This is a genomic window from Pseudoalteromonas sp. NH0006-26 (assembly GCF_057552415.1).
In genome coordinates this window covers 114,893-135,415 of the sequence record NZ_BAAJMJ010000006.1, presented here as the reverse complement: position 1 = coordinate 135,415, position 20,523 = coordinate 114,893, and the positions used below count along the sequence as shown (strand labels likewise).

Here is a 20,523-nt window from a genome sequence, read left to right as displayed (position 1 = left end):
TCGCCAGTTTGACGCTATTATACGCGCCTTAATTTTTAAGCAGTTTGGTGGCTACGGTGTTATTTATTTTACTCAGTGGTGTGTTTATCATACTTATGTATATTGAAACCATTAAAAAGGGTATGCCCGTTAAGCGCTGGCTATTTTTGGGGGGACTGTTGGGGCCTGCGGCTTGGTGTTTATTTAATCTGCATTATCGACGTGCCTTGATACGTAATATCGGCGTAAAAACGTGCTTATGGCGTGCTTAACTCGTCGCTCTAATTAAACTTAGTTTTGATTGGCTCTGTTGTTGTTTTAAAAACGCAGTAAATTCATCTTTTGACAGTGGCTTAGAGTAGTAATAACCCTGCAGTGTTTCACAGTTTAGTTCTTCAAGTATGCTTATTTGCGATGCTTGCTCTACACCTTCTGCAACTACGTGCAAATCAAGGTTATGTGCAATTGTGACGATAGAGTCCACCATATTGCGGCCACGTTCTGTTTTCATATCATCAATAAAGGCTTTATCTACCTTAAGCGTATTCAGTGGAAACTGCTTTAAATACGCCAGCGATGAATACCCAGTACCAAAGTCATCCATGGCTAAATGAATGCCACGGGCACTTAAAGAGCGCATAATAGCAATCGCTTCTTGTGGGTCGTCCATTACCGTACCTTCGGTGATCTCAAGCTCTAAAAAGTAAGAGGGCAGTTCATTTTTTTGTAAAATCACATCAATGCGAGAGGTTAAATCGGGTAGGCTAAATTGTTTGGCCGATAAATTTACCGCTACACGAGCGTTAAATAATCCAGCGTCTAGCCATTGCTTTACATCACGACAAGCTTTGTTTAAAACCACTTCACCAATTTCAATAATTTGGCCTGTTTCTTCAGCGATTGGAATAAATACACCGGGGCTAATAATGCCTTTTTTAGGGGTAATAAAGCGCACCAAGGCTTCCATTCCGGCAAGCTTACCTGTACGAATATTCATTTTAGGTTGGTAATACACCTCAAAGTGATCTTCTTTTAAACCAAAGCGCATTAGGTTTTCTATTTGCAGTCGTTTTACTGCTTGGCGATTCATGGTGTCATTAAAGAACAGGTAGCTATTGCCTTTCTTTTTCGCATGATACATGGCGGTATCGGCGTTCTTTAATAGTATTTCGGGGGTATTACCATCTTCTGGAAACAGTACAATTCCTACACTTGAGGTGATAGCAAGTTCATGACCTGCCATTTTAAATGGTGTGGCTATTGCCGCTAAAAATTGTTTAGCCATGCGGGTAATAGTGTGAATATCGTTGGTGTTAGACATAACAAGCGCAAACTCATCACCACCAAGGCGATAAAATACATCATTTTCACGGGTGAGCTTATTTAAACGCATAGCAAGTTTTGCTAGCAAGCTATCACCTAACTGATGACCCAATGAGTCATTTATCTTTTTAAAGTTATCTAAATCAAATACTAACAAGGCATGGTGAGAATGCTGCTTGGCTAGTTTTTGTAAGTCAGAAAAAAACAAATTACGGTTAGGTAAGCTGGTGGTGCGATCTCGATTAGATAAATTATTGAGCTCAGACTCGGTTTTTTTACGCTCGGTTAAGTCAGAATATACTACGACATAATTGGTAATTTGATTTTGCGCGTTTTTAATTTCATCTATCGAGATTTCAAATGGTAGTAAAGCATGATCGCTATTGCGCAGCTTTACTTCTTCTTGAATATGCTCGTGCTTTCGAACGGTGTCTTTTATGGTTTCTATGTAGCTTTTGTCATAACCGGCTAAATGAAATTCTTTTTTAAGGTATTGCTCACGTACACCGCCAAACAAAGTTAAAAAGCTGGGATTAATATCAACAAGCTTAAAGTCTTTATCATATATAGCCAGTGCATCAGTGAGTGACTCAACGCATTTTGCAAATAGGTTCAGTCGTTCTTCGGTTGATTTTAACTGCGAAATATCTCTTACCGTGCCAGTCATTCGCAGTGGGCTAAGGTTCGCGTCTTTTTCAATTATTTTGCCACGGTCGAGTACCCAATGCCATTTACCAAAACTATCTTTAATACGATAAGTAGCTTCGAAAAAAGTACTCTCTTCAGCAAAGTGTTTTTTTAATAGGTAGTCTACATGAGTTAAATCACGAGGGTGTATTAGGCTTTTATTCGGTGGAAATTCTACTAGATTGCTACTATTCATTACGTACTTGTCGTTAATACGAATAACTTTTCCGGTTTTTATATTCCAGTCCCATAGCGTGTCACCACTGCCTTCTACGGTACTTTTTAAACGTTTTTCAGATTGCTGTAATTGGGAATGTGAGCGCTTGAGTGAGTGAATAACTGTTAAAAAGTAAATTAACAGTAATGACATTATTGCGCACACGCTAACGACTAGCGCATTTAAGTTCAAGCTAAACGATGACTCGAATGCACTAGCAGAGTAGGCTGTGGCCAAAGCGGCCAACAATAGAATGTATTTTATTATTTTTATTTTGTTCATTGTCTTACTTCTTATTTACAAAAGACAATCTAAATCAAGCGCGAGCAAGAGTCAAAGAGAATGCGAGTAAAGTGGTAGATTCTCCGATTGATTCGCAGTTTTAGCGCTTAAAAGCTCATATCTTGGGCGATCTACATTGAAAATTTCAGCTGCATAGATTTTTAAATCTTCAAGCGTTAACGCGTTTAAAGAATCCAGCAGGCGTTGCTGCATATGAAACTGATGATCGCCATTGCCAATAGCAAGCCATAAACGTTGTGAACGTAAACGCAAGTTTTTGTCTTTTTCGGCAATATGCGTTGTTAACCCATGTTTTTGTTGCTGCCAGACTTGCTCTGTTAGTTCATCAATGGTTGATAAATACTGACTGATAAACACGTTATGCCTGTGCAGTAACGTGTTAGGTTCAAATTTAGGTGACTGAATATAAAATGCAATTCCGGCACGGGTATTAAAGGGCGCATAACCGGCACCAACTAAATAGCCCAGTTGTTGTGTGGTTCTTAGCTCATTGAAGTAATCTTGATTAATTAAATGATTAAGCGCCATCATTTTTACTTTTTCATCAACATCATCGCTTAATGCTTGGTAGTAAATCACCATAGCATTATCGCTACAAGCGAGTTCTAATTCGTAACGAGTCACTTTGGTAATTTCAAAAAGTGGGCGCTTTAAATCTTCTATGACCGCTGACTTTTTAAGGTGCAGTGCCACCTTTTTCTGAAACTCAAGTGCCTCATTTTGCTGCCAATTGCCATGTAAAAAAGATTCAACATGAAGTGCATTAAAAAACGCCTGTCTAAACTCATTAAACTGATGAAAACAGGTATCTTTAAGTGCATTTGCTAACTCGTCAGGCTGTGGGTTCCACGGCATTATTTTAGCGCCTAATATACTAAAGAGCTCACTAACAGGTTTGTTTTGGTTGCTATTGCGCCAATGCCTTACTAGTTGCTTTTTATATTCAGCAAAGCGTTTAGCACAAATTTTTACGTTAAATAGTGCATCAATTAGTTGATCAACCAGCTCAAGTTGGCTTGAAGATAGCCCCGCAGTATGTAAAGTTAAGCCGCCTTGGTGAGAGGTCAAGTGATAACTTAAGCCAGCAAGCTCAGCTGGGTAAAACTGCTCGCCAACACTATCCATAAACAAATCTGAAAACAATCGAGTCAATGCCATATGTTTTACATCTTTAACTGCAAAGTCAGAGTCCATGGCTAAATAAAAATGCCCTTTGGCCACTCTGAAGGTGGCATCTTGTTTAAACCAAAAGTCAAAGCCAGCTTCTTTTATCAGCAACGTTGGATGAGCTTGCTGCGACTCTATTGGATATAAAACAACATCTTTAGCTAAATAAGGATTTGCGGTAGGTAATAACATTTCACCTTGTGGCTGACTAATTTGTGCCAGCGCTTCGAGCCAATGCAGTGACAGTTTTTCAATTTTATACGGTGTGTTATACCAAGCAGCTGTGTGTTCAGGCTCTACACCCGGATGAATCAGCACTAAACGCATATTGTGAGGGGTTAACCATTGCATCGCCATTTCATGAGTGGTGGCTTTAAAGCCTTCCATTAAATAGTCGCCCTGTAAGTAATTAACTTCATCGTAATGTTGCATGTTAATACTTAAATTACTGACCCAGTCAATCAGTCGAGATTTTTCTTGGTTATCAAATGCGATTTGCAGCAGTTTTTGTTTATCTTGATACAAGCGAGGCAGTTTGCCGATGTTGTTATTTATTAAGCAAATGTATTCAAATACCATTTCAATAATGTCTTCGTAGTATTCAATGCCTTCATCGGTCAGCGCCATACTAATATTAAAATCTTTAAAGTTACTACCGTTGATGCCACCTCCGGCAGAAAGAGCATTGATCCAACCTTGTTCTTTAAGTACTGAATATAGCGAGCCTTGCCCTTCGTATCCTAGTAAATGGGCAATAAAACTAACTGTTTTATGACGATAAAAATCGTCTATGTTTGGCATGGCAAAGCTAATAATCAGCTTTTGTACGTGTTTGTGTGGCTCTATATGAAGCAACTTACCTAAGTCTTGGCTGCGATAAAGCGGCGCTTCTATAGGTGGCTTTAACTTACCTTTTTTGCCTTTAATTTGGCAAAAATACTGAGTTGCCCATGCCTCAAGTGTATCTAATGATTCATTGGCACAAATCACTAAAGTCATCCATTGAGCTTGGTAATGCTGATTAAAAAAGTCACGTAATTCATCACTAATACAGCGTTTTCTATCAGCTAATGTTTGTAAGTTGCCTACGGAGAACTTAGCAAATGGGTGTGCAGGGTTGACCGTTTCTTTATGCACTTGATAGATACGTCGGCCATCATCTTTAATCTTTAATTTAAACTCAGCTTCAATAGCATTTCGTTCTTTTTCGGTTTCTGCGGGGTTTAATGTGGGCGCTATAAAAAAACGGCTAAATTGCGCTAACGCCGATTCAATATGATTGTTATTTATATCAAAAAAGTAGCAAGTATGCTCCGTACCAGTCCAAGCATTGGTGTTACCACCAGATTGAGAGACAAAATTATTAAAGCTGCCTGATTCAGGATACAGATCGGTGCCTAAAAACAGCATGTGCTCTAAAAAGTGTGCTAAGCCTTGCCTATCAAGAGGATCGTCAAAGTGACCGGCGTTTACAGCCATGGAGGCTGCCGCTTTTACTGAGTCCTGATCGTGCACTAAAAGCACTTTTAGACCATTGTCCAGTGTTAGTGTGCGGTAAGCTCTGTTATCATTAGTGCTGATTTTCAAATGATGCTCCTGAAACTAAACGTATAATTGTTAACAACAGATGATAACTTCAGGAATGCGACGCTATTTACCTGAACATCATGAAAGAACTATTTTAAGAAAATAAATAGGTTTGAGTTATTAATATAGCGGAAATTCGAGCAAATTGGCTACTGTTTTATATTCTTTAATTGGTTGATTTTTTATGAAAACAATCTTGATAATGCGTCATGGTGAAGCAATACCTATGCAGGCTGATGATGTCAGTAGAAATTTGACTTCTGTGGGTCAGCAACAAGCTGAAAAGATGGGTTTATGGTTGCAAAAAATGCACGCTCCCAGTGGCTTGTTAGTTAGTCCCTATGTTAGAGCGCAGCAAACGGCCGAGGCTGTTAAAAAAAGTAATCACTTTTTATTTGAAGAAACCTGTCACGATATTATTCCTGATGGGAACCCCCAGGTTGCCGCAGATTATTTAGAAACGCTAATTGCGCTTCACCCCGAATGCGATACCTGGCTTGTAGTTGCCCATATGCCCATAGTGAGCTATTTGGTTGACCAACTGTGCCCGGGTAATATGCCAATTTTTAACACCGGTGCAGTTGCCCAAATTAGTTACAATGAAGTGAGCCTTAAAAGTGATTACATCACCATAAATGCGCCAGCTAATGTAACCGTATAAACTACGAATTTTCCCAACTAAAGGCCTGACGATAAAACGTGGTTAGGCATTTATCTAAAGTAAAATGGTCAACCATACACTAAAACTCAGCACACTTAACACTGTAGATAAAACCACTGCACTGGCTAGGGTATCTTGATGTTGCTTAATTTGGGATGCAATTAAATAGGCATTAACGCCTAATGGCGATGCACTTAATAGTACCAGTACTTTTAACAGTGACTCATTAAGTGTAAATACGTGTGTGCCTAGCAATAACACCAAGGCAGGTAATATGACTAATTTTAATAGGCTGGCAATAGCTGCTGCTTGCCAGTTATCGCTAACTTTATAAAAGGCTAAGTTGGCGCCCAAAACAAATAACGCACAGGCAATTGCAGGTTTAGCTAAAAGTGCTAAGCCATTAGTTAAATCAGCAAATAAAGTAACCCCTGCCAAATTAACCAATAAACCAGTGCTAATACTTAACACCACTGGATTTAGTAGCATATTCTTGGCAAATGCTGACCAGGAAAACACATGACTGGCGCTGTTTGCACTAATTAAAAAAGTAAGGGTGAACAATAACGCGCTATGAAAGGTAATGATCATAAAAATAATGCCCATCATTTGCTCGCCTAATGCGGCAATAATAATCGGCAAGCCCACTAATACGGTGTTTGAATAACTACTGCCAAGGGCAAACACACTGTGACGCTCGTATTGAGGGTGTTTAGAGAGAATATAGCGGTCAATAACCAGGGCAAGAAAGTAAATTAAAATCACGGGAATGTAAAAACTTAAAAAACCATTTAAGCTGACACTGGTTTGTAAGTCTGCTTTGGCCATATTTAAAAATAAAAAGCTCGGCACACTAATATAAAAAGTAAACTTGCTTAACCCCGCTATGTGGATGCGCTCTAAAAAGCCACTGCGACTAGCAATATAGCCACATAGCACAATAAAAATCAGCGGGAATATAATCGAAAATATATGCACTAAAGGGCTCTTATTGATTAGCGTCTAAACTCATCACTTTGCGGTAAGTTAATTAATATGAGTACTGCACCTTTACCGCCATATTCAAGTGGTGCTTGATGCATAGCAATAACGTCGGGGTGCTGCACTAAATATTGCGGCACTTTATGCCTGAGGATATGGCCGCCAATTCCGTGTACAACACAGGCGCAGTAGTAATGCTTTTTTTTACACTCATGAATAAGCCCTGCGAGTTCATCTTTGGCTACTTCTTTATTTAAGCCATGCAGGTCGAGGGTTAAATCAGGTATAAAATCCCCTCGGCGTAGTTGTTTCGCTAAAAAACGATCCTGACCCTGTTGCACATAATTAACAGTACCGTTAGTGTCTATATCGGGCACATATTCATCAGAAAAGAAAAATTCTGATTGTTGTTGCTTTTTTTGCTGGGCAAATTGCTTCGCTTGTGACACTTTAGGTTTATTACTAAAACGGTGAGTGTCTTGTTTGAACACGCGCGCACCACTGATACTTTGACGAAACAAGTCAATGTCATCAGGACTAATTAGGCTGTTTGAGTGTGGATCTTTTTTCATAGCGGCAGTCTAAACAAAAAAGTGGTAAAAATCGAGTAAAAAGGTGTGATACCCAAGCAGCTTTGAGGTGCATAGTACGGCGCCAATAAGGTTAGTTTAAAAGCGATTTATACTGCGTTATTGATTTGAACAACAGAGTGACTATTACACTTGCAATCAATGCCTTGTTTAAATTACTTTTAATTCTAACTGTCACTCGCACCTAGAGGTGGCTTGGGTATACAATAGGGCAATCATGGGGCTCATAGTGTGCCCCGATTGAGTTAATTTTTTGAAAGTAGCAGGCAGATAATACTGATGAGTGAATTACTAATAGAAGAAGCAACCCTGGATGAAGCTGTTGCAGAACTTTCAACCTTACACGATTGGCTTCGTTGGACGACAAGTCAATTTGCAAGTAGCGGTATTTTCTTTGGTCATGGCACCGATAACGCATGGGATGAAGCGGTAAGTTTGTTATTACCAGCACTTAGCTTGCCAATTGATGCACCCAAAGAGCTGATGCATGCCCGTTTAACCAGCACTGAAAAAAACCGTTTAGCAGGCTTAATTGCCGAGCGCATTAACGATTTTACCCCAGTTCCATACCTGACCAACATTGCATGGTTTGCCAATATGCCATTTTATGTGGATGAACGTGTATTAATTCCTCGCTCGCCTTTTGCTGAGCTTATTAATAATCGTTTTACACCTTGGCTAGAGCAGCCAGAGTCAGTTGGGCGTATTTTAGATTTATGTACGGGGTCGGGTTGTATCGCGATTGCATTGGCACAAGCATTCGAAAATGCGCAAGTTGATGCGGTTGATATATCTTATGAAGCGCTTGAAGTGGCTGATATTAATATCACTGACTATCAACTAAGTGACCGTGTATTACCGATCCAGTCTGACGTATTCAGTGGTGTGCCTAGGCAAAAATATGACTTAATCGTAGCAAACCCTCCGTACGTTGATGCTGAAGATATGGCTGATTTACCACGTGAATTCCACCACGAGCCAGAGCTTGGGTTAGCATCGGGTCACGATGGCCTTGATGTAACACGTACTATTTTAGATCAAGCTAGTGAGCATCTAACAGATAACGGTTTGTTATTTGTCGAAGTAGGTAACTCTATGGTACATATGGATGCACTGTATCCAGGCGCACCATTTGAATGGATTGAGTTTGAACAAGGCGGATTAGGTGTGTTTGTTATTAGCAAGCAACAACTAGATGCCTACTTTGCACAGTAATAATTAATACTAGCCATTCATCCCAAATGGCTGGGCAAAACAATAGCCGAGATAATTCTCGGCTATAAGTCATTAGGAATGAGGAAAGTTAATGGCAGGTAATAGCATAGGGCAGTTATTTAAAGTGTCCACCTTTGGCGAAAGCCACGGCGTTGCATTAGGCGGCGTAGTGGATGGCACGCCCGCAGGCCTTGAGATAACAGAGGCCGACATACAACACGATTTAGATCGTCGAAAGCCTGGACAAAGTCGCTATACCACGCAGCGCCGTGAGAGCGATCAAATTAAAATTTTAGCGGGCGTTTTTGAAGGTAAAACCACCGGTACCAGTATTGGTTTATTAATTGAAAATACCGATCAACGCTCACAAGATTATGGCAAAATTAAAGACGTATTTCGTCCAGGTCACGGTGACTATACCTACTGGCACAAGTACGGCCTACGCGATTACCGTGGTGGTGGCCGCTCATCTGCGCGTGAAACCGCTATTCGGGTTGCGGCAGGCGCCATTGCTAAAAAGTATTTAAAGCAGTTTCATGGTATTGAAATTAAAGCATGCTTGAGTCAATTAGGGCCAATAAAAGCCGAAAACTACGATTGGGACGAAGTGGAAAACAACTTATTTTTCTTCCCAGATACAAGTAAGCTTGAAGTACTTGATGAATATATGCGCGAGCTAAAAAAACAAGGCGACTCAGTGGGGGCCAAAGTAAAAGTAGTGGCTAAAAATGTACCTGTTGGCTTAGGTGAGCCCGTATTTGATAGGCTAGATGCCGAACTTGCACATTCATTAATGAGTATTAATGCTGTTAAAGGCGTTGAAATTGGCGATGGCTTTGATGTAGTCGAGCAAAAAGGCTCAGAACATCGTGATGAGTTAACCCCTGATGGTTTTACCTCAAATCATGCCGGCGGCGTATTGGCAGGTATTTCAACAGGCCAAGATATAATCGCATCAATTGCCCTTAAACCGACATCGAGCATTACTATTCCCGGTAATAGTATTAACACCGAAAATGAAGCGGTTGAGATGATCACCAAAGGTCGTCACGATCCTTGTGTAGGCATTCGTGCTATTCCGATTGCTGAGGCAATGATGGCTATTACTTTAATGGATCATTTACTTCGTCAACGCGGTCAAAACCCACATGTACACCACGAACATGGGCCAATTAAAGGCGCTATTTAAGCGCCTTACGTTTAAAACTATACTAAACGGGCAATAGCGCGTTTAGTATATACAGGCTATACATCTTTATTGCCGCTCAACAATTTAAATGTGCTCAGCGCACCTAAAAATAAGAGAGCTGTTAGTATGCAAAAAAACAATCAAGCTTCCATCTCACAAACTGAATATAAAGCCACCATAAAACGGCTCGAAGAGTTTAGCCGCTTTACCGATAGCAGCATTGGTATTCCGTTTACTAAATTTAAATTTGGTGTAGAGTCGCTGATTGGGCTTTTACCTGTGATAGGTGATTTAGCAGGGCTTATTTTGTCTGGCTATGTACTAATTGAAGCGCAGCGCTTAGGTGTTAGCAAGCGAGTAAAAAGCCGTATTATTATAAATATGTTGATTGATTTTGTTGGCGGGCTCATTCCATTTTTTGGAGATATTTTTGATGCCATGTTTAAAGCAAATACGCGTAACACCCGCATACTTAAAAAACATTTAACAGATAAGCTAACTACAAACCCATAAACATTATTAGTTACAAAGTGTGTAATTAGCCCTGTTATTAACTATTTATTTGGCATCAAAAAAGTACTTAGCGAGTATTTCTTTTTGTTGACCAAATTGATCAGACACTCCAATTCCAATCCCAATTATTTCCCCTTTAGCCTGCGGTGGCTCAGCGTGCAGTGCTTTTTGTACTAACGCTAATGCTGGGCTTTGTTCATTTGCGAGTAGTGTTAAATGCGGTTGAAAATTCTGAAATACATTTGGGCTGCCATAACGTTCAAAAGCCACAAGTTTATTAGGGTAATGCTTTACCCAGCTAGGCACTGGCGCTTGATGATCGCGAAGCGGCTCAAGCTTAAGGGTAACCTCATCGGCTAAGCGTTGTAACTGATATGATTTTTCTAAGTTTATAAATGCCCAATTACTTGGTGACACACTAAATCCATTGGCTTTTATCTCAAACGACTGATGCCCTTTTACAATACGCTCTACCACTTTCTTAATTTCGTTTTGTGCTTCAAGTGGGTAATCTGTTAAATACAAAGTAGCATGCACGGGTAACCCTTGTTGGTAAAACGTAGTAATTTGGTGCGTAGCCAATTTATCGCTGGTGTTAGCGACTAGCTCAACAATAGGCTTAGAAGGAATAGCAAATACGTTAATACTTATGCTTTTTGCATAACTGCTGGCAGAAGTAGCCAACAGTGTTAAAAATGTAATAGAGATAAATAGCCACGACAAAGAGCTGTGTTGTTTAACCATAAGAGTGAGTCAATTTAGGTTTTTGGTTGGCATATGGTAAGCGCAATTAAGTGATCAGTAAATAAGTGCATAAAGTTTTATATTTTTGATTTTGTGACTAATATTACTTTAGCCCCATACGGATTATGGATATTGTTTCTAGCAGTATTCAACTCTCTGTATTTATTGCTCTTAAAAGTGCTTCAAGGAAAGTTCAATGATATTTAAAGCGTTAAATAAGTTAAAAAGAACAGTGCGCTTTTCTATTCGTTTAACGGTTGTGGCGGTATTTGTATTGGCAACATCTATTACCGCCATTATAGCCACTAGCTTACAGTATTACTTCAGCGAAAAAATGGCGTTGGAGTCTAACTTGCAGCATTTCAATATGACCACCCAATCTGTTGCTGATTACCTAACACGCGTCAATGAGAAATCAGAAAACAGCTTAAATATGATGGTTAAAAATACCTCAATAGTGGGTGATAACTTTTCAGATAAAACAGAGTTGCGTAATGTACTAAGCGAAATAATGGAATTGAACCCTTTGTTTTATGCTTTTTTTATGGGCTATAACAACGGGGACTTTTATGAGCTTATTAACCTTGAAAGTGGTAAAATAGTTAGAGAACGTTTAAATACGGTTGATAATGACCGATGGGTTGTGATCCATATTAAAAGTGAAGAAGGCCAAAGGATAGAGCACAGGTATTACTTTGATGCAGATTTTAACCTAAGAAAAAAAACCAATAAACCGACGTTTTTTGATCCCCGAGAGCAAACCTGGTTTAAACAAGCAAACTCAAAGCAGGTTAATAAAACTAAACCTTACTTATTCACGCATTTACAAACTTCAGGGCAAACCTACTCAATTAAAACTAAAAATAAAGGCCATGTGTTAGGCCTTGGGATTATGGTTGATAATATTTCTAATTACTTAGTAACACAACAGCAGCAGTTAGGTATGCATAACTCTGCGCAGTTATTTATATATAATCGAGAAGGAGAGATTGTTGCTTCAAATCAAGAGGTAAATGTTGATAATAATAAAAGTTTGAATCGATTAACGCTAAGCGAGCAGCAGCAAAAAGTAATTGCACAATATCCGACTATTACAGTATCAAACGAAACAAATTGGGCCCCTATGGATTTTAGCGTTAGTGGTACGCCCAAAGGCTACAGTGTTGAATATATCAATGCGATTGCGCAGCTACTGGGTATTAAGATAAATTATGTTAATGGACTTAGTTGGCAAGAATTACTTAATTTATTTAAAAATAATCAGATAGATGTACTTCATCCTGTAGTTAATACCACAACGAATAATACCTTAGGTATGCTTAGTACACCCATGGTAAATTTGCCTTTGAGTATTGTTAACCATCAGAGCAACCCACCAATCACCCACATACAGCAACTTGCTGGTAAGTCAGTTGCAGTGGGTGAGGGCTGGTCAATTGTAAAAACATTGCAAGCGCAATTTCCAGAAATTAACTTAGTAGAGGTTCCCAATACAAAAACGTTGTTAACGCATGTAGCCAATGGTGATACCTATGCGGGAATAGACAGCAAGGCGGTATTACAATATATCCAACAACAATTTTTTATTGATGGGGTTCAGTATAATCAACTAGATGAAGAAAGTGCCGCGCTTTTTTCAAATGACTATCACTTATTATTTCATAACCAAGACGCTCAATTAAAAGCCTTGTTTGACTATGCAGCCACGCAACTGCCTATGCAATTTAAACAACAACTTAGTGATAAATGGCTTAATACTAATCCAGAGAAAAAATCAAAAGTTGTGGGCACTGTCCCCTATGAGCAATTAATTACTTTATTAGACGATGATAGTAACTTCTCTAATTTAAAGTTAGTGCATATTAATGGCAAAGAACAGTATGTATTTATTAAGCCTTTATCTGACTATTTATCGCTAGCCAGTACAGGTTACTTAGCCATTATGGTTTCTAAAGAAGATGTATTGAGTTCTACACGGAAAAAAATAAAGCTTTCTCTTATCATTACTGCTGTTTGCCTTATTTTGATATTACCTGTGTCGTGGTTTTTTGCATCCCCCATTGTTGCCCCAATTAAAACGCTGGTGGGTGAAAATAATAAAATTAAAAATCGTCAGTTTAAGCAAGTCTCAACCTTAAAAAGTCATATTAAAGAAATTAATACTTTAGCCAGCTCTATGGTCGAAATGAGCAAGTCGATACAACAACACGAAGAAAGCCAAAAAGCACTCATGGCTTCGTTTGTTGAGCTTATAGCTGAAGCAATTGATGATAAGTCTCCCTACACTGCTGGACACTGCGAACGTGTCCCAGAGTTAGGTATTGAGCTTGCTAAAGCCGCTTCAGAATCAGAGTTACCTGCCTTTCAAACGTTTAAATTTAAAAGTGATGAGGAGATTGAAGAGTTTAGCTTAGCTGCTTGGTTACATGATTGCGGTAAAATAACTACTCCAGAGCACATTGTCGATAAAGGCACTAAGTTGGAAGTGATTTATAATCGTATTCATGAAGTAAGAACACGGTTTGAAGTCCTTTGGCGAGATGCCGAGCTTGATTACTACAAGTCATTGCAACAAACCCCAAAAAATCAGAGTGAGCTAGCTAAGCAGTTGGCAGCTAAACATCAACAATTACTGGACGATTTTGCCTTTATTGCACAGTGTAATATTGGCGGCGAAAAAATCACAGCAGCCTCGCTCGAGCGTTTAACCTTGCTGAGTAATATTACTTGGGTGCGGCACTTTGACGATAAGCTAGGGCTTTCACCTGTTGAAATGTATCGCTATACACAAACGAGTGACGCGCTGCCTGCTAATGAAAAGCTACTCAGTGATAAACCTTGGCATTTAATTCCTCATGATAAACCGATTGAATATGACGAGCGTTTAGGAATAAAAATTGCTCCGTGTAAATATAAATATAATTTAGGGGAGCTTTATAATTTACAAACTTCTAGAGGCACCCTTACCGCAGAAGATAGGTTTAAAATTAATGAGCATATTATAAGTACCATACGTATGCTCGATACATTACCATTTCCTAAAGAGTTGGAGCGTGTCCCGCGTTTTGCCTCTACTCACCATGAAACATTAAAAGGAACTGGCTATCCTCGTAAACTAAGTGCCGATGATTTATCGATACCTGAACGGGTGCTGGTACTTGCTGACATTTTTGAAGCATTAACAGCAGCCGACAGGCCCTATAAAAAGGCAAAAACACTCAGTGAGTCCATAGGTATATTAGCTAAAATGGTGGCCGATCAGCATGTTGATAAAGCCGTATTTGAATTATTTTTAAGTTCAGGTATTTATCTTGATTATGCTAAGCGCTATCTCAATGCTGAACAAATAGATGAAGTAGATATTTCTAAATATATAACCTAGCAGTGATCGGTGATGGTCAAAGCGATAAAATTAAATCGCTTGTTTTTTACTTTGTAGATAAAAGTACGTACAATTCGCTTCGTTTTTAGTGTGCTTTATACTAATTTCATCTGTCTTTAAAGCATCGGGTTCAAACGAGTATACGAAGTATTTATGCACCAAGTAGCTGATCTAATTTCTATTTTCGAACACACTTTTTACCAAAGCTATAACACGCGTTTGGTAAAAGGTGAGCATGAGCCTATTTACATTCCCGCAAATGATACAACCCCGCATCATCAAATTGTGTTTGCCCATGGTTTTTATGCCAGCGCATTGCATGAAATAGCCCATTGGTTAGTGGCAGGTTCTCAGCGCCGCTTAGTTGAAGATTATGGTTATTGGTATTGCCCTGATGGGCGCGATGCTTCACAGCAAGCGGAGTTTGAATCAGTAGAGGTAAAACCTCAAGCAATAGAGTGGGCACTGAGTGTGGCTGCTGGGTTTGATTTTAACGTATCGGTAGATAATTTAAATGGTGAGCAAACTTGTCGATTTGCGTTTCAATCGCGTGTTCATGCAAAGTTATTAGAGTTGTTGCAAAACGGGTTTAACCCAAGAACAACCTTATTATTAAAAGCACTGTGTAAATTTTATAACACCACGTGGCCATTACATGCTGCGCAGTTTTCATGGCATTCTCCCGAGGAGCTAAAAGATGCAGTTTAAGTTAGGGTTGATTGTAAATCCGGTCGCAGGACTCGGTGGTAGTGTGGCGCTAAAGGGCAGTGATGGCGAAGAGACCGCTGCTAAAGCAATCGCATTAGGTGCAGAGCCTAAGTCAAATAGCCGCACTAAAGCTGCACTTGAAGTGCTGGTACCTCATCAATCAAACATTACTATTTATACTGTTAATGATGAAATGGGGGAGCAAACAGCAAAAGCGCTGGGCTTTAATACGCAAGTGGTATATCAAAGTAACTCACCCACAACCAGTGACGATACCGAAGCTGCAGCTCGTTTATTACAGCAACAAGGTGTTGATTTAATCTTATTTGCTGGTGGCGACGGAACGGCGCGCAACATTTGCCATGCTGTAGAAGACTCGGTACCCGTGTTGGGCATTCCAGCAGGGTGTAAAATTCACTCAGGGGTATATGCCATTACGCCAAAAGCCGCAGGCCGCGTAGTTGAAATGTTAGTTAAAGGTGAGCTGGTAACATTAAGCGATGCTGATGTGATGGACATTGATGAAGTGGCTTTTCGCCAAGGAACAGTAAAAGCAAAACGTTATGGTGAAATGCAAGTGCCAAGTGAAGTGCGCTATGTACAAGCGGTTAAAAATGGCGGTAAAGAAACTGACGAGATGGTGCTAGCAGATATAGCTGCTTATGTCGTTAGTGAAATGGATGCCGATACCCTCTATGTTATGGGCAGTGGCTCTACCGTTGGTGCGGTGATGGAAGAAATGGGGCTTGAAAATACCTTACTCGGTGTTGATTTAGTTGAAGATCAAGCCTTAGTAGGCCAAGACCTAACAGCCCAACAATTACTTGAACTTACGACAGGACATGAAACAAAGTTAGTGATTACTCTAATTGGCGGCCAAGGGCATATTTTTGGTCGAGGCAATCAACAACTCAGTCCTGCGTTAATTAAAGCGATAGGCCGCGATAATATTATTGTTGTGGCTACTAAAACAAAATTACAGGCTTTAAATGGCCGACCGCTGATTTGTGATACCGGTGATAGCAAATTAGATGATGAATTAAGCGGTTATATACGTGTAACCAGTGGGTTTAACGACCATATTATGTATGCAGTAGGTCATCAAGATGGGCTGCACCCAGAGGAGAAGTAACACATGAGTTTAGTAAATTACATAGATGCTGCGCAGCAATATTTTGATGATTTAGTGATAAAAGCCACCGATGATGAGTTATTTGCCGGCGGTTATTTACGCGGCCACTTTGATTTAGCCGTAGGTTATGCACAAGTTGAAGAATTAAATCTAGAAGTTGCAGAACTAAACGACACGGTTGAAAAAAGCTTAGTAAAAGCTTATCGCAATGGCGAACTTAATGAAGATGATAAAGCACTCGTAGTAAGAATATGGGATGAAGTAAAAGCGCTCGCATAAGCTTTTTTTATTCATTAATAATAGCGCGGCCACTGAGCCGCGTTTTTTTGTGCCTAAAAAAGAACTTGTTTATTCAGTTAAAATTTACCTCATTCCTTAGATACGCTAAAGTAGCGTAGTCTAAATTCTAGGGAACAAGTGAAATGAATAACAATAATGATGCGACAATGCCAACGGGCATAGTTGCGCGATTTTTAAATTTTGTTGAGCGGGTAGGGAATAAACTTCCTGATCCAGCAATTATCTTTTTGTTTGCCATGTTATTAATTTGGTTTTTGTCTTGGTGGTTTTCAAGCGTCACGTTTGATGCAATAGACCCTCGTACTGGCGAAGCCATTATCATCAATAACATGCTTGCGAGCGATTCGTTGGCCACTTTTTTATCTTCTATGGTAAAAACATTCACCGGTTTTGCGCCACTGGGTGTAGTACTGGTTGCTATGCTTGGTGTGGGAGTTGCAGAGCATTCGGGCTTTATTAATACCGGCCTTAAATTAATGCTCAAAGTAACGCCTAAAAAATTATTAACACCTTCAATTATTTTAGTGGCTATTGTGAGCCATACTGCGACCGATGCAGGCTATGTGCTGGTTATTCCACTTGCTGGGGTAATATTTTTTGCAGCTGGTCGTCATCCGCTTGCCGGTATTGCAGCGGCATTTGCCGGGGTAAGTGGTGGCTTTGGGGCTAACTTTATCCCATCTGGGATTGACCCATTACTGCAAAGTTTTACGCAAAGTGCAGCACAAATTATTAATCCAACAATGAGCATTAACCCGCTTAATAACTGGGGCTTTGCTTCAGCATCAAGCTTATTTATTGTGATGCTAGGTTGGTATATCACCGATAAAATTATTGAACCACGTTTAAAAAATTCACCAGTAGATGGCGAAACTCAGGATCTACCAGCATTTGAAGATGCTCGTAGTGACGAAAAACGTGCATTTCTTATTGCCAGTACCGTAATGATTGCAGGTATTGCATTATTAGCCTATGTATCTGCACCGGCTGATTCAGCGATGCGCAGCAGCGATGGCTCGTTAACAAACTTTAGTTCACCACTAATGCAATCAATAGTGCCGCTGATATTTTTGTTATTTTGGATCCCAGGCGCAGTATATGGTTTTACTGTAGGGACCTTTAAAAGCTCTAAAGACATGATAGATGCGATGAGCAAAGCTATGAATGGTATGGCGTATTACATTGTTATGGCATTCTTTTGTTCATTATTTATTGCTGCATTTAGTAAATCAAACCTAGGTGCTTTACTGGCCATTGAAGGGGCTCAAGTATTAAAAGCAATGGAGTTACCGAGCTCTGTAACGGTAGTAGGGATTATTTTCCTAACTGGTTTTGTAAACTTGTTTGTTGGTTCAAGCTCGGCTAAGTGGGCACTATTAGGTCCGGTATTTGTACCTATGCTAATGCAGCTCGGTATTTCGCCAGACTTAACGCAAGCAGCGTACCGTGTGGGAGATTCTAGCTCTAATATTATCACCCCGCTAATGCCATACTTCCCGCTGGTGGTGGTGTACTGTCAAAAATACGTTAAAGGCACAGGCATTGGTACGCTTATCGCGATGATGCTACCGTATTCAATCGCCTTTATGATTGGCTGGAGTATCTTCTTGCTAGGCTACTGGGCACTCGGTATCCCATTAGGACTTGATGCCAGTTACGTGTACCCAGCAGTAGCGCCTTAACAAATATAACCGCTATAACAAAGTAGAAGCCTCACCCTGAACTGGTGGGGCTTTTTTGTGTTAAGTGAACTATTCTACAAAGAAGCTTGAGATATCAAAGGCTAGTGGGTACGCGCTAAGTGAATTATTTACAAAGAGGTGTAGGTACACTGCACTTTAAAGCTCATAAAAGTTGGCTGCGCGTTACGAAGATTAAGCTAACCTGATACCTGAATTCCAGGCACAAAAAAACCTTGACACTTTCGTGGCAAGGTTTTTTTACTAAAGAGTCGTTGCTTACTTAGCGGTGAAGCTAACTGGGCGACGTTCTTTACGAGGACCGCTACGCTTATCAGGGCGTTGGCCTTCTTTGTTAAAGCTACGCTTCTTGTCACCAGCAGGGCGTTCAGAACGCTCGCCGCGTGGCTCAGAAGGACCTTGATCTTGTGTTAATGTCATACCCATTGGGCGTTTACAAATAAACACTTTTTGGAAGTGATCAAGTACATCTTTAGGCATGTTTTGCGGCAATTGTACCGTACTGTGACTGTCGTGAAGACGAATGTCACCAATAAACTTGCTTGAAATGTCTGCTTCGTTAGCGATTGCGCCAACAATGTTCTTAACCTGAACACCATGTTCACGACCTACTTCGATACGGTATGTATCCATAGGGCCTGCATCACGACTGTTACGCTCGCGAGGTTTACGCTCAGCGCGCTCACCGCCACGTTCAGGGCGTTCGTTACGACGACCACGGTCATTGCTACGAGGATTACGATCATTACGTTCGTTACGCTCACGCGGTTGAATCTTAACTTCTTCAACTTTAATTGGTGATTGTTGCTGTGCTAAACACAGTAATGCACCCGCTAAGTCTTCAGGAGCCAGCTCAAGTTTTTGTGCCATGTTGGCAGCCACTTCATTGAAGAAAGTAATATCTTTGTTTTCAAGAGCAAGCGTAAGCTTTTCTTGTAATGCATTGATACGTTTTTCTTCAACGATTTTAGCTGTTGGTAATTCAACTTGTGCGATTTCAGATTTAGTATGACGAATGATATTTTTAAGTAAATAACGCTCGTTATGCTTAACGAAAAGAATCGCTTTACCAGTACGACCAGCACGACCTGTACGGCCGATACGGTGAACGTAGGCTTCAGAATCTTGTGGAATGTCGTAGTTGATAACTAAGCTTAAACGGTCTACATCAAGACCACGTGCCGCTACGTCTGTTGCAATAACAACGTTTAGCATGCCGCTTTTTAAACGATCAACCGTGCGCTCACGCGCTTGCTGGTTCATGTCACCGTTAAGTGGTGCTGCAGAGAAACCTTCGCGCTCTAATAACTCAGCTAGTTGCACTGTATCGTTACGCGTACGTACGAAAACAATAGCACCTTCATATTGTTCAGCTTCTAAGAAACGAACAATCGCTTTGTTTTTATGAACATGGGCATTCCAAAACACCTGCTCTACTGACGATACAGTCGAGTTGCGCGCAGAAATATGAACTTGTTCAGGGTTATTCATATATTTGCTGCTGATATTTTGAATTTGCTTAGGCATAGTCGCAGAGAAAAGACATGTTTGCTTTTCACGCGGCGTTTTTTCCATGATGCTTTCTACATCATCGATAAAGCCCATACGTAGCATTTCATCGGCTTCATCAAGTACAAGTGCTTGTAAAGCATCAAACTTGATTGTTCCACGGTTAATATGATCGATTAAGCGACCTGGTGTAGCAACGATAATCTGTGCGCCACGACGAAGTGCGCTTAACTGGATGCTGTAGCTCTGGCCACCATAAAGTGCCAATACTTCAACACCACGAGTGTGTTTTGCATATTGTTCAAATGCCTCAGCAACTTGGATCGCAAGCTCACGGGTTGGTGTGAGTACAAGGATCTGTGGCTGTTTCACAGACGGGTCAATATTATTTAGTAATGGCAGTGCAAATGCTGCTGTTTTACCTGTACCCGTTTGTGCTAGTCCCAGTACGTCCTTTCTTTCTAGCAATAACGGTATACATTGAGCTTGGATTTCAGATGGTGTCTTGTAACCCAACTCTTCAACTGCCTTTAAAATTGCAGGAGAAAGATTTAGAGATTCAAACGTGACTGGTTCTGACATTAATACGCCTCAACGAATTTAAAGAGGCGCGCATTGTATAGGAAATACGAGGCA

15 protein-coding genes are annotated in these 20,523 nt (G+C 40.2%); 9 read left to right on the top strand and 6 right to left on the bottom strand.

The window, feature by feature from the left end; all coding sequences use genetic code 11:
* Window positions 1–247: 247 nt before the first annotated feature.
* Window positions 248–2,488: a sensor domain-containing protein gene (locus AC27JR_RS11005; protein WP_487173616.1), complete on the bottom strand. Its 2,241-nt coding sequence runs from the start codon at window positions 2,486–2,488 to the stop codon at window positions 248–250.
* A gap of 51 nt (window positions 2,489–2,539) precedes the next feature.
* A complete protein-coding gene (locus AC27JR_RS11000; protein WP_487173614.1) occupies window positions 2,540–5,263 on the bottom strand; it encodes an insulinase family protein in 2,724 nt (907 codons plus the stop codon).
* 184 nt (window positions 5,264–5,447) lie between these two features.
* Here AC27JR_RS11000 and sixA point away from each other — a divergent pair, with 184 nt between their 5' ends.
* The gene (gene sixA / locus AC27JR_RS10995) at window positions 5,448–5,924 is read left to right on the top strand and encodes a phosphohistidine phosphatase SixA (protein ID WP_076918984.1); all 477 of its coding nucleotides are present in this window, start codon (window positions 5,448–5,450) and stop codon (window positions 5,922–5,924) included.
* Between the two features lie 54 nt (window positions 5,925–5,978).
* Here the strand turns inward: sixA and AC27JR_RS10990 are convergent, their stop codons facing one another.
* Window positions 5,979–6,902, bottom strand: coding sequence for an AEC family transporter (locus AC27JR_RS10990; protein WP_487173612.1), 924 nt, complete (start codon window positions 6,900–6,902; stop codon window positions 5,979–5,981).
* A 17-nt stretch (window positions 6,903–6,919) separates the two neighbouring features.
* Window positions 6,920–7,477: an endonuclease SmrB gene (smrB, locus tag AC27JR_RS10985; protein WP_138606237.1), complete on the bottom strand. Its 558-nt coding sequence runs from the start codon at window positions 7,475–7,477 to the stop codon at window positions 6,920–6,922.
* A gap of 297 nt (window positions 7,478–7,774) precedes the next feature.
* Here smrB and prmB point away from each other — a divergent pair, with 297 nt between their 5' ends.
* From prmB to AC27JR_RS10970, 3 genes are all read left to right on the top strand, one after another.
* Window positions 7,775–8,710 carry a 50S ribosomal protein L3 N(5)-glutamine methyltransferase gene (prmB, locus tag AC27JR_RS10980; RefSeq protein WP_487173611.1) on the top strand — a complete coding sequence of 312 codons (936 nt, stop codon included), beginning with the start codon at window positions 7,775–7,777 and terminating at the stop codon, window positions 8,708–8,710.
* Window positions 8,711–8,801: 91 nt separating this feature from the next.
* A complete protein-coding gene (gene aroC, locus AC27JR_RS10975; RefSeq protein WP_487173610.1) occupies window positions 8,802–9,899 on the top strand; it encodes a chorismate synthase in 1,098 nt (365 codons plus the stop codon).
* Between the two features lie 126 nt (window positions 9,900–10,025).
* Window positions 10,026–10,412, top strand: a complete 387-nt coding sequence (locus AC27JR_RS10970; RefSeq protein ID WP_010391373.1) for a DUF4112 domain-containing protein — start codon at window positions 10,026–10,028, stop codon at window positions 10,410–10,412.
* 45 nt (window positions 10,413–10,457) lie between these two features.
* On the opposite strand, the gene AC27JR_RS10965 is transcribed toward AC27JR_RS10970, so the two are convergent.
* Complete coding sequence (locus AC27JR_RS10965; RefSeq protein WP_487173608.1) at window positions 10,458–11,156, bottom strand: 2'-5' RNA ligase family protein; 699 nt, start codon at window positions 11,154–11,156, stop codon at window positions 10,458–10,460.
* A gap of 196 nt (window positions 11,157–11,352) precedes the next feature.
* Between AC27JR_RS10965 and AC27JR_RS10960 the strand changes: the two genes are divergently transcribed.
* From AC27JR_RS10960 to AC27JR_RS10940, 5 genes are all read left to right on the top strand, one after another.
* Complete coding sequence (locus AC27JR_RS10960) at window positions 11,353–14,538, top strand: HD domain-containing phosphohydrolase (RefSeq protein WP_487173607.1); 3,186 nt, start codon at window positions 11,353–11,355, stop codon at window positions 14,536–14,538.
* A 153-nt stretch (window positions 14,539–14,691) separates the two neighbouring features.
* The gene (locus AC27JR_RS10955; RefSeq protein WP_055011741.1) at window positions 14,692–15,246 is read left to right on the top strand and encodes an elongation factor P hydroxylase; all 555 of its coding nucleotides are present in this window, start codon (window positions 14,692–14,694) and stop codon (window positions 15,244–15,246) included.
* Window positions 15,236–16,378, top strand: coding sequence for an ATP-NAD kinase family protein (locus AC27JR_RS10950; protein ID WP_487173606.1), 1,143 nt, complete (start codon window positions 15,236–15,238; stop codon window positions 16,376–16,378). Before AC27JR_RS10955 ends, AC27JR_RS10950 begins: the two co-directional genes overlap by 11 nt.
* 3 nt (window positions 16,379–16,381) lie before the next feature.
* Window positions 16,382–16,657, top strand: a complete 276-nt coding sequence (locus AC27JR_RS10945) for a YfcL family protein (RefSeq protein ID WP_054202147.1) — start codon at window positions 16,382–16,384, stop codon at window positions 16,655–16,657.
* 143 nt (window positions 16,658–16,800) lie between these two features.
* On the top strand, window positions 16,801–18,360 hold the full coding sequence (locus AC27JR_RS10940) for an AbgT family transporter (protein ID WP_487173605.1): 1,560 nt from the start codon (window positions 16,801–16,803) through the stop codon (window positions 18,358–18,360).
* Window positions 18,361–18,636: 276 nt separating this feature from the next.
* Here the strand turns inward: AC27JR_RS10940 and AC27JR_RS10935 are convergent, their stop codons facing one another.
* Complete coding sequence (locus AC27JR_RS10935; RefSeq protein WP_487173604.1) at window positions 18,637–20,469, bottom strand: DEAD/DEAH box helicase; 1,833 nt, start codon at window positions 20,467–20,469, stop codon at window positions 18,637–18,639.
* Between the last annotated feature and the right edge of the window lie 54 nt (window positions 20,470–20,523).

Coding starts and splice junctions, on each gene's coding strand:
- AC27JR_RS11005 (WP_487173616.1), bottom strand. CDS start 2,488: ATGAACAAAATAAAAATAATAAAATACATTCTATTGTTGGCCGCTTTG.
- sixA (WP_076918984.1), top strand. CDS start 5,448: ATGAAAACAATCTTGATAATGCGTCATGGTGAAGCAATACCTATGCAG.
- smrB (WP_138606237.1), bottom strand. CDS start 7,477: ATGAAAAAAGATCCACACTCAAACAGCCTAATTAGTCCTGATGACATT.
- prmB (WP_487173611.1), top strand. CDS start 7,775: ATGAGTGAATTACTAATAGAAGAAGCAACCCTGGATGAAGCTGTTGCA.
- aroC (WP_487173610.1), top strand. CDS start 8,802: ATGGCAGGTAATAGCATAGGGCAGTTATTTAAAGTGTCCACCTTTGGC.
- AC27JR_RS10970 (WP_010391373.1), top strand. CDS start 10,026: ATGCAAAAAAACAATCAAGCTTCCATCTCACAAACTGAATATAAAGCC.
- AC27JR_RS10965 (WP_487173608.1), bottom strand. CDS start 11,156: ATGGTTAAACAACACAGCTCTTTGTCGTGGCTATTTATCTCTATTACA.
- AC27JR_RS10960 (WP_487173607.1), top strand. CDS start 11,353: ATGATATTTAAAGCGTTAAATAAGTTAAAAAGAACAGTGCGCTTTTCT.
- AC27JR_RS10955 (WP_055011741.1), top strand. CDS start 14,692: ATGCACCAAGTAGCTGATCTAATTTCTATTTTCGAACACACTTTTTAC.
- AC27JR_RS10950 (WP_487173606.1), top strand. CDS start 15,236: ATGCAGTTTAAGTTAGGGTTGATTGTAAATCCGGTCGCAGGACTCGGT.
- AC27JR_RS10945 (WP_054202147.1), top strand. CDS start 16,382: ATGAGTTTAGTAAATTACATAGATGCTGCGCAGCAATATTTTGATGAT.
- AC27JR_RS10940 (WP_487173605.1), top strand. CDS start 16,801: ATGAATAACAATAATGATGCGACAATGCCAACGGGCATAGTTGCGCGA.
- AC27JR_RS10935 (WP_487173604.1), bottom strand. CDS start 20,469: ATGTCAGAACCAGTCACGTTTGAATCTCTAAATCTTTCTCCTGCAATT.